The following is a 9359-nucleotide window of genomic DNA, read 5'->3' as shown; positions in this document are numbered from 1 at the left end:
AATCCAGCCGAGGTAGGTGGCCACCCAGTTCCAGAACGGGTAGATGGCCGGCACGAGGATCAGACCGCCCCACAGACCGTAGATGACGGAGGGGATGGCGGCGAGCAGGTCGACGACGTAGCTCAGACCGGTGGCGATCCTCTTCGGTGCGTAGTGGGAGATGAACAGTGCGATGCCGATCGAGATGAAGAAGGCGATCAGCAGGGCGAGGACGGAAACGAGTACGGTGCCGAACAGCAGCGGGAGCACATAGCCCCAGAAGTTGTCGGTCTTGCCGCCGGTGAAGTTGGAGATGGTGGCGCTGTTGGCGCTCTGGTCTCCGCCGATGAGCGGCCACGCGCGGAAGAAGAGGAAGAGGAACACGGCAGCGAGGACGACGAGGATCAGGATACCGCAGGCATACGCGATGCCGCGGAACACCTTATCCGCCGTTTTGCCGCCGGCCGGCTGCATGACCGGTGTTGCTTGCGAACTCACGGATTCTCCTTAGTGGAAATGGTGCGTTGTTCGAGTGGTGATTCGGCCCTTCGGGCGTGACATCCGAAACCGGCTGTGAGCCGCAGCCGTACGCACGACTGCGGCTCACAGGTTGGAATCGTATTCAGTTGATCTGCCACACCCGCCCGGTAGGGGACGGGCCAATCATCACTTGGTCTTGATGGCTTCGATCGACTTGGTGATCTTGTCGGTCAGGTTGGACGGCAGCGGCGCGGAACCGGCGGCATCCTGAGCGACCTTCTGGCCGTCGGAGGAGGTGATGTAGGTCAGCCAGGACTTGGCGAACTCGCCCTGCTTGGCGTCCTTGTAGGCCGGGCAGGCAATCGCGTAGGAGACGAGGACGATCGGGTAGGCGCCCTTGGCGGTGGTCTCGTGGTTGATCTTCACGACCACACGGTTCTCACCGGTGGCGGAGGAGTCGAGGTCGGAGTCCTCGATGACCTTGGAGCCGGCTTCGGCGGAGATCTCGTTGTACGAGTCGCCGACCTTGACGGCGACGGTGCCCAGCTTGCCGACCTGGGAGAAGTCGGCGTAGCCGATGGTGCCGTCGGCCTGCTGCACGGTGGAGATCACGCCGGAAGTGCCCTTGGCGCCCTGACCGACCTCGTTCGGCCAGTTCTCGGACAGGTCGTACGGCCACGCGTCCGGAGCGGCGTCCTTGAAGTAGGAGACGAAGTTCTGGGTGGTGCCGGACTTATCGGAGCGGTGCACGACGGTGATGGCGGTGTCGGGCAGCTTCAGGTCCTTGTTCTGGTCGGCGATGGCGGAGTCGTTCCACTTGGTGATCTTGCCATCGAAGATCTTGGCGATGGTGGCGGCATCCAGGTTGATGTGCTTGCCGGCGTCGGAAACGCCCTTGAGGTTGAAGACCACAGCGATCGGGGAGATGTAGACCGGCACGTCGAAGGCGGCGCCGGAGGCGCACACGGCTTCGGACTGCTTGACCTCGTCCTCGGAGAGAGCCTTGTCGGAGCCGGCCCACGCGGTGGCACCGGTCAGGAAGGTGGAGACGCCCGCGCCGGAACCGGACGGGTTGTAGGCGATCTTGGCGTCCGGGTTGTTGCCCTGGTAGCCGGCGATCCAAGCCTCGACGGCGGCCTGCTGGGAGGAGGCGCCGGCGCCCTGGAAGTCGCCGGAGATGGGCTCGGACTTGGTGGCGGAGCTGGAACCGCCGTTGGAGTTGCCGGCGGTATTGTCGCCGCAGGCCGCGAGGCCGGCCAGCATAACGATGCCGGACAGGGCGGCAATGGAGCGAACGAGGATGTTCTTACGCATTGTTTCTTTTCCCTCTATCACTTGCAAGAGGCGATTCGGATGCTCCGGAAGAAGGCATCCGAATCGTCCGTCATTTCTTGACAATTTCTAGAGTAGGGGTTGCCACACGCCCCGTAGACCGAAATCAGTAAACAGATGATGAACAATGCGCCATGATCGCCTACGTCGTTTTGGGGCATCGTCGCGTAGTTTGCGACGGGAACGATTCGGTGCGTCGCGTGGCCGAATGGCCCGGCTGCCGAGCGGGTCGGAAAAACACCGTGCCGCACGCCGTCGTGCGGCACCCGCATTCCACCGGGACACGGCTTGCAGGCCGCGGTTCAGTGATTCACGCGGTGGGCTTGTCGATCTTGTAGCCGAGCCCACGCACGGTGGTCAGGTACTTCGGGTGGCTCGGATCCTCCTCGATCTTGGCGCGCACGCGCTTGACGTGCACGTCGAGCGTCTTCGTGTCGCCCACGTAATCGGAGCCCCAGATGCGGTCGATGAGCTGGTGGCGCGTCATCACGCGCCCCTTGTTCTGCAGCAGGTATTCGAGCAGCTCGAATTCCTTGAGCGGGAAGAACACGTTCTCACCGCGCACAGTGACCTGATGCTGGCCCACCTGCATGGAGATGTCGCCGCACACGAGAGGCAGGTCATCGCCGCCGTTCGCGCCGGAATCAGCGTTCTGCGACTGCTGGTTGCGGCGCATGACGGCGCGGATGCGCGCGAGCAGCTCGCGGAACGAATACGGCTTGGTCACGTAATCGTCGGCGCCGATCTCAAGGCCGACGACCTTGTCGATCTCCGCCGACTTCGCGGTGAGCATGATGATCGGCACGCGGCTCTGCTCTCGGATGCGCCTGCACAAGGCGGTGCCGTCGATGCCGGGAAGCATGAGGTCGAGCAGCACGAAATCGATGCCGCCCTTGGTGAACAGTTCAAGACCCTCTTCGCCCGTTGCGGCCGCGGAGACGTCATATCCTTCCCGCGTAAGCTGGTACACCAGCGGTTCCCTGTAGGATTCCTCGTCTTCCACGATGAGAATGCGCGTCATGATCACCTTTCCTGTTCGTTACGTGGATAATCCTAGTCGTTCGCCGGTGATTCAACGACAACGGGCTCTCGCTACGTAATACAATCCCGGAATATCCGTTTCAGGAAGCGTTGACGCCAGTCTCGCCAGCACCGGAGGCATCATTCACTACGTTGTTTTCGGCTGCTGTTTCCGCACCGGCGGAAGGCTCGCCCGCACCACCGGCCGCTTGCGCATCGCCGGAGGGTTCCGTCGTCTCGGACTCCAACGGGCTCTGGTCCTCGGCGAGCGGCAATTCGATGGTGAACGTCGAGCCTTCGCCCTCATGCGACCAGACCGACACCGTTCCGCCGCAATCGGCGACGCAATGCTTGACGATGGCCAGGCCGAGCCCCGTGCCGCCGGTGGCGCGCGAACGCGCCGGGTCGACGCGGTAGAACCGTTCGAAGATGCGGTCGATGGATTCGGCCGGAATGCCGATGCCCTGGTCGATGACGCGGATGCGCACCTTGCCGTCGCGCACGCCGGTCGCGATGCGCACGGTGGTGTGCTCCGGCGAATAATGGACGGCGTTCTCGATGAGGTTCTTCACCGCGGTGGTGATCGAATCCTCGTCGCAGGAGATGATCGCGTCGGGCTCTCCCGGCACCGCCTCGCGCGGCACCTCCTTGCCGTCATAGTGCAGTTCGAGCGCGATGTGACGGCCGTCGGCCTGCACCTGGTTCTCCGCGATGGCCTTGCGCGCCACGGCCAGTATGCTCAACCGTTTCGGGTCGAGCATGCCGGACGCGTCCTGCGCCTTCTGCAGGTCGATGAGTCGGTGGACGAGTTCCGTCAGGCGCGTCGCCTCCTTCGCGACGCGTCCGGAGAAGTAGCGTACGGCGTCCGGATCGTCGGCGGCGTTGCCGATGGTCTCGGCGAGCAGCGAGATGGCGCCTGCCGGCGTCTTCAGTTCGTGGGAGATGTTCGTCATGAAGTCGCGACGCATCGCCTCGAACCGGCGCTGCTCGCTCATGTCGCTCAGCAGGATCGCGTACAGGTCGTCGCCGATGGCGCTGACGCGCACCTTGATGTACCGGATGCTGGAGGGCATTGCCTCGCCTGCGCGCACGCCGTGCCCGGAGTTGCCGTTCACGCCGGCGAGCGTATGCGCGTCGCCGACCGGCAGTTCGATCTCGCGTTCGCGCGTCACGCCGTCGGCGACGACGCGCGCGAGGATGCCGGCGGCGTCCTCGTCGGACAGACGGCGCGATTCGGTCAGACCGAATCCGTCGGCGCCGTCGGTCATGAAACGCACGGCGCCTTCGCCGTCGACGAGGATGACGTCCTCGGGAATCGCCGCGACGAATGACTCCTCGCCCGCACGCACCGACGGTTCGTCGCCGAACAGCGAATCGGCGCGGTCTGCGTCGTCCTGCGTATCGGGACGCGACGCACGTCCGACGCGTTCACCGCGCTCCATGCCGTCGCGATAGGCGACGAGGACCGCCACGAACGCGACGAGGACGACCAGCACCAGCACCTGCCACCAGACCATGATCCACCCCACCGACGAGCAATGTTTGTTCCCACCTTAGCGTCGATGGACGTAGGAAAGGTCTTCGACTACGTAAGTTCAGCGGATGTTCATCTTGCCGTGGCGCGCGCCCGGGCACGGCCGTCACATGCGCCTGAGCATGTCCACGACGAGACGCGCGGCGGTGTCCGCGTATTCGGAGATGTCGAACTCCTTGAAGACCTCGTAGTCGGTGTCGGCGTTGTCGGACAACGCGCGGATGACGAGCGCGGGCACGTCGTTGCGCGCGGCGACCTGCGCGACGGCGGCGCCCTCCATCTCGACCGCGTCGGCGCCCGTATCATGGATGACCTGCTCGACCTTCTTCGGATCGTCGACGAAATAATTACCGGAGGCGATGATGCCGGTGATATGCGTCGTGCCGGCGGCTGCGAGCGCCTCGTCGGCGAGATGCAGCAGATGGTCGTCGGAATGGAACTCCTCGACGGGCGCGTCCGGCGTGCCGGGCTTCCACTGGCCGACGAGACGCATGTCCGTGTCGAGGAAACGCAGCGTGCCGCCGAGCACGACGTCGTTGATGTGCAGTTCGCGGTTGAGGTTGCCGGCGATGCCGGAGAAGATCACCGCGTCCGGCCGGTACGTGCTGATGAGATGCTGGGTGGTGGCCGCGGCGGCGACAAGTCCCATGCCGCCCACGGTGGCGACGACGGCGAGCCGCTCCCCCTTGTTCGTGGCGATGGTGCCGCGCGCGACGTCGAGGCTCGCGGCATGGTCGTGCGTGACATCGTCCAGTGCGGCGGCGATGAGCGCCACCTCCTCGTCCAACGCTCCGATGATCGCGATGGTTCCGGATGTGCTGTCGGTCATATGAAGACTCCCCTAGACTCGATATGCTGTTCCGCAATCGAGCTTAGGGGAGCTTATGGTCAGACCGGGCCAGGTCAGGCCTCGTAGTCCTTGTCCTTGCTTTCCTTGATGAGGAACAGCGCGACGAGGGCGAGCGCGGCCATGATGGCCATGTACCAGCCGACGGACACGACGGAGCCGGTCGCCTGCACGAGGGCGGTGGCGATGGACGGGGCGAACGCGCCGCCGAGAATCGCGGCGAGGTTGTAGCTCAGGCCGGCACCGGAGTAACGCACGTTGGTCGGGAAGAGCTCGGGCAGGTAGGCGCCGCACGGACCGAACAGGCCGCCCATCAGCGCGAAGCCGACGCACAGGAAAATCATCACGGTGACGACGTCGTGCTGCAGCAGGTGCATGGCGAACAGCGAGAAGACGAGCGTCAGCGCAGTGGTGGTGACGAGCACCTTCTTGCGGCCGAGACGGTCGGAGTAGATGCAGGAGATGAGGATGAACACCGCGAAGAACACGACGGAGGTCATCTGCATGGCGAGATACTCGTTCTGGGTGAACGGCGGGTTCATGACCTTCACGCCGTAGCTCAGTGACCAGGTGCCAAGCACGTAGAACAGCGTGTAGGTGATGCCCATGGCGAAGGTGCCGAGCAGCACCTCCTTCCAGTACGGCACGAGCGAGCGCAGCGGGTGCTTGACGACGCGGTCGTTGGCGACCGCCTTGCGGAAGATCGGGGTTTCGGTCATGCGCAGACGCACGTACAAGCCGATGGCGACGAGCACCGCGGAGCACAGGAACGGGATGCGCCAGCCCCAGGCCTGCATCACGTCAGGGCCGAGGGTGGAATCGAGCAGCAGGTTCAGGCCGTAGGCGCAGAAGAAGCCGATCGGGGCGCCCAGGTTCGGGAAGGAACCGTACAGGGCGCGCTTGTTCGCCGGCGCGTTCTCGGTGGCGACGAGGGCGGCGCCGGACCATTCGCCGGCGAGACCCACGCCCTGGCATGCGCGGCAGACGCACAGGATGATGATGGCGAGGATGCCGAGCTGGTCATAGCTGGGCAGGCAGCCGACGAGGAACGTGGAGATGCCCATCGTCATCAGGGCCACGACGAGCGTGGTCTTGCGGCCGATCTTGTCGCCGAAGTGGCCGAACAGCATGGAGCCGAACGGGCGGGCGAGGAAGGAGACGGCGAACGTGAGGAACGCGAGCATGGTGCCGATGGCCGGATTGGCCTTGGTGGCGGCGGGGAAGAAGATCGCTCCGAAGTAGCTGGCGGATGCGATGGAATAGCAGTAGTTGTCGTAGAACTCGATGGCGGTGCCCACCATCGATGCCGCGATGATCTCGGGAACCGAATCCTTCTTCACGGGTTCAGCCGCTGCGACTGCAGTTGCGGACATTGGAATACCCCTCTACATCACCGGCACCGCGCGCACGGACCACATGCGTGGCGGCGTGCGGCGTCCGGCTTAGGTTGCATTTCTTCTCTCGCGTGGGGAGCACGCCCGGGGTGGCGGGCGGCCCGCACGCAGTTGACGGGGTGCGCGGATCGGTCCGTTGTGGCTTGTGGCTTGCAGCGGCGTCCGCACACCGCTGTGCTGAGGCACAGGTCTACACCTGCCGTGACGGCGCCGGTGAGACTGCTCACATTATGGACAACGTCCGCCTTATGGTTCCATGCGGATTCGGCTCCTGGTTCCGGCTCCGATGCCGCTGCAGTGCATGCGCACTCGCGCTGCACGCGCCCGTCGCTCGCCGCACGTCAACGCCAGCGGCGCGTGGCGACCGCTTCGGCGAGTTCGCGCAGCAGCGCCTCCGTATCCGGCCAGGAGATGCACTTGTCGGTGATCGATTTGCCGTACACCAGCTGGTCGAGCGGCGCGGCCGGCTGGTTGCCGCCCTCGATGAAGCTTTCCATCATCACGCCGGTGATGCCGCGCTCGCCTTCGGCGATGCGCGCGGCGATCTCGCGCACGACCTCGGCCTGACGATGCTCGTCCTTGCCGGAGTTGCCGTGCGAGCAGTCGATGATGAGCCCATGCGCCGCGGCCGATTCGGCGGGCATGCGCTTGCGGATCGTCTCCAACGCCGCCGCGACGTCCTCCTTCGCATAGTTCGGCCCCGAGCTCGAACCACGCAGCACCACATGGCAGTCGGGGTTGCCGAGCGTCTTGACGACGGCGGCACGCCCCAGATGGTCGATGCCGAAGAACGTATGCTGCTGGGCCGCGGCGAAACAGGAATCGGACGCCGCCTTGACGGAGCCGTCGGTCGCGTTCTTGAAGCCGATCGGCATCGACAGGCCGCTGGCCAGCTGGCGGTGCACCTGGCTCTCCGTGTTGCGCGCGCCAATCGCGCCCCAGCTGACCGCATCCGCGATGAACTGCGGGCTGGTGGGTTCGAGGAACTCCGTGGCGGCGGCCAGCCCCTCCCCCAGCACGCCCAGCAGCGTGCGGCGGGCGAGCAACAGGCCCTTGCGGATGTTGCACGAGCCGTCGATGTCAGGGTCGTTGATGAGACCCTTCCAACCGACCGTGGTGCGCGGCTTCTCGAAGTACACGCGCATCACGATGAGCAGCTGTTCGCCGAGCTCGTCCTTGAGTTTCGCGAGACGGCGCGCATAGTCGAGCGCGGCGGCCGGATCATGCACCGAGCACGGACCGACGATGACGAGCAGGCGATCATCCTGACCGTAGAGGCAGGCGCGGATCTCGTCGCGCGAATAGGCGACGATGTCACGCTCCTCGTCGCTCAACGGCAGGTCGCCGAGCACCTTCGCCGGCGTGGGCAGCACCTCGAACTCGAGAACACGACGGTTCACGATGCGGCTGACGCCGACCTGATCCTCCCAACGCGGCACGTCGGTGGCGACAAGCGGATTCTGCCCCGCGTCCATCGCCTCACGGATGGCTTTGAGATCCTCCGGCTTGTTCAACGGCTGCTGCTGCATGACGTCATTCTCTCCCTACGCTCACGGTTCCGCCCACAAGCATAGCGGATACGTGCGGAACCGGAGCGGGGAGCGGAATCCGGCCCGGCCGACCTAACGGGCGCGGCGGGCGGAGACCGCGTCGGCGAGCGTGTGCAGCAGCTCCTCGGTGCGATCCCACGGCACGCAGGAATCCGTCACCGACTGGCCGTAGACGAGCTGGTCGAGCGGAGCCGGCTTCTGGTGGCCCGCGACGAGGAAGCTTTCCATCATCACGCCGAGAATGCCCGGCTCGCCTTCGGCGACGCGCTGCGCGATCTCCTCGACGACCTCGGCCTCGCGCACCTCGTCCTTGCCGCAATTGCCGTGCGCGGCGTCGATGACGAGACCATGCTCGCTCGGGCCGGACGCCTTCGAAGCCTTGAGGTCCTCAAGCGCCTGCGCGACGGACGCCTTGTCGTAGTTGGGGCCATGATTCGACCCGCGCAGCACCAGATGGCAGTCCGGATTGCCCTTCGTCTCGGCGGAGATCACACGGCCGTCCAGATTGATGGACAGGAAATGATGTTCGAACGCCGCGGCGTAGCAGGAGTCGGCGGCCGGCTTGATCGAACCGTCGGTCGCGTTCTTGAAGCCCACCGGCATGGACAGGCCGGACGCGAGTTCGCGATGCACCTGCGATTCGGTGTTGCGCGCGCCGATCGCACCCCAGCTGATGAGGTCGCAGATGTACTGCGGGGTGATCGGGTCAAGCCATTCGGTCGCAGTGGGCAGGCCCAGCTCGAGCACGTCGGTGAGCACCTTGCGCGCCAGCCACATGCCCTTGCGGATGTCGAAACGGCCATCCAGATCGGGATCGTTGATTAGACCCTTCCAGCCGATTGTCGTGCGCGGCTTCTCGAAGTACACGCGCATCACGATGAGCAGACGGTCCTTGAGCTCGCGGTTGACGGCGGCGAGCCTCGTCGCATACTCGTGCGCCGCCTTCGGATCATGGATGGAGCACGGACCGACGATGACGAGCAGACGGTCGTCGCGACCATGCAGGATATCGCGGATCTCCTGACGGGAGGTGAGCACCAGTTCGCTCATCTCGTCGGTGAGCGGCAGTTCCCTCAGGAACGCGCGCGGTGCGGGAATCGGATCGAGCTGGCGGATGTTGACGTCGACCGTCTCAGGAAAGACGGCGCGCTCCCCCAAACGCTGTGCGTCCTCGGAACTGTCCGGACCACGAAGTGCTGCCATGCCGACTCTCCTTTCTGTTG

The 9359-nt window shown here is 65.0% G+C and carries 8 protein-coding genes; all 8 read right to left on the bottom strand.

The window, feature by feature from the left end:
* The coding region (locus tag BFAL_RS07950; RefSeq protein ID WP_370696069.1) for a PstC family ABC transporter permease at positions 1 to 453 on the bottom strand (453 nt) is incomplete at its 3' end.
* 192 nt (positions 454 to 645) lie between these two features.
* Positions 646 to 1773, bottom strand: a complete 1128-nt coding sequence (locus tag BFAL_RS07945) for a phosphate ABC transporter substrate-binding protein PstS (protein WP_055427875.1) — start codon at positions 1771 to 1773, stop codon at positions 646 to 648.
* Between the two features lie 328 nt (positions 1774 to 2101).
* A complete protein-coding gene (locus BFAL_RS07940) occupies positions 2102 to 2812 on the bottom strand; it encodes a response regulator transcription factor (RefSeq protein WP_055427877.1) in 711 nt (236 codons plus the stop codon).
* A 100-nt stretch (positions 2813 to 2912) separates the two neighbouring features.
* Positions 2913 to 4328: a sensor histidine kinase gene (locus BFAL_RS07935; protein WP_082440469.1), complete on the bottom strand. Its 1416-nt coding sequence runs from the start codon at positions 4326 to 4328 to the stop codon at positions 2913 to 2915.
* A 123-nt stretch (positions 4329 to 4451) separates the two neighbouring features.
* Entirely contained in the window at positions 4452 to 5174 is a 723-nt protein-coding gene (mtnN, locus tag BFAL_RS07930) for a 5'-methylthioadenosine/S-adenosylhomocysteine nucleosidase (protein ID WP_055427874.1), read from the bottom strand.
* Between the two features lie 74 nt (positions 5175 to 5248).
* Positions 5249 to 6565 (bottom strand): MFS transporter, encoded by a 1317-nt coding sequence (locus tag BFAL_RS07925; protein WP_055427873.1) that lies wholly within the window; start codon positions 6563 to 6565, stop codon positions 5249 to 5251.
* A 362-nt stretch (positions 6566 to 6927) separates the two neighbouring features.
* Complete coding sequence (locus tag BFAL_RS07920) at positions 6928 to 8115, bottom strand: 3-deoxy-7-phosphoheptulonate synthase (protein WP_055427872.1); 1188 nt, start codon at positions 8113 to 8115, stop codon at positions 6928 to 6930.
* 93 nt (positions 8116 to 8208) lie between these two features.
* Entirely contained in the window at positions 8209 to 9339 is a 1131-nt protein-coding gene (locus BFAL_RS07915; protein WP_055427871.1) for a 3-deoxy-7-phosphoheptulonate synthase, read from the bottom strand.
* Positions 9340 to 9359 lie beyond the last annotated feature (20 nt).

The sequence above is a fragment of the Bifidobacterium aesculapii genome, from assembly GCF_001417815.1.
Lineage (GTDB): Bacteria > Actinomycetota > Actinomycetes > Actinomycetales > Bifidobacteriaceae > Bifidobacterium > Bifidobacterium aesculapii.
Note: the sequence above shows the minus strand (reverse complement) of the source record. Positions and strands in the feature narration are given on the sequence as shown.

Coding starts and splice junctions, on each gene's coding strand:
- BFAL_RS07945 (WP_055427875.1), bottom strand. CDS start 1,773: ATGCGTAAGAACATCCTCGTTCGCTCCATTGCCGCCCTGTCCGGCATC.
- BFAL_RS07940 (WP_055427877.1), bottom strand. CDS start 2,812: ATGACGCGCATTCTCATCGTGGAAGACGAGGAATCCTACAGGGAACCG.
- BFAL_RS07935 (WP_082440469.1), bottom strand. CDS start 4,328: ATGGTCTGGTGGCAGGTGCTGGTGCTGGTCGTCCTCGTCGCGTTCGTG.
- mtnN (WP_055427874.1), bottom strand. CDS start 5,174: ATGACCGACAGCACATCCGGAACCATCGCGATCATCGGAGCGTTGGAC.
- BFAL_RS07925 (WP_055427873.1), bottom strand. CDS start 6,565: ATGTCCGCAACTGCAGTCGCAGCGGCTGAACCCGTGAAGAAGGATTCG.
- BFAL_RS07920 (WP_055427872.1), bottom strand. CDS start 8,115: ATGCAGCAGCAGCCGTTGAACAAGCCGGAGGATCTCAAAGCCATCCGT.
- BFAL_RS07915 (WP_055427871.1), bottom strand. CDS start 9,339: ATGGCAGCACTTCGTGGTCCGGACAGTTCCGAGGACGCACAGCGTTTG.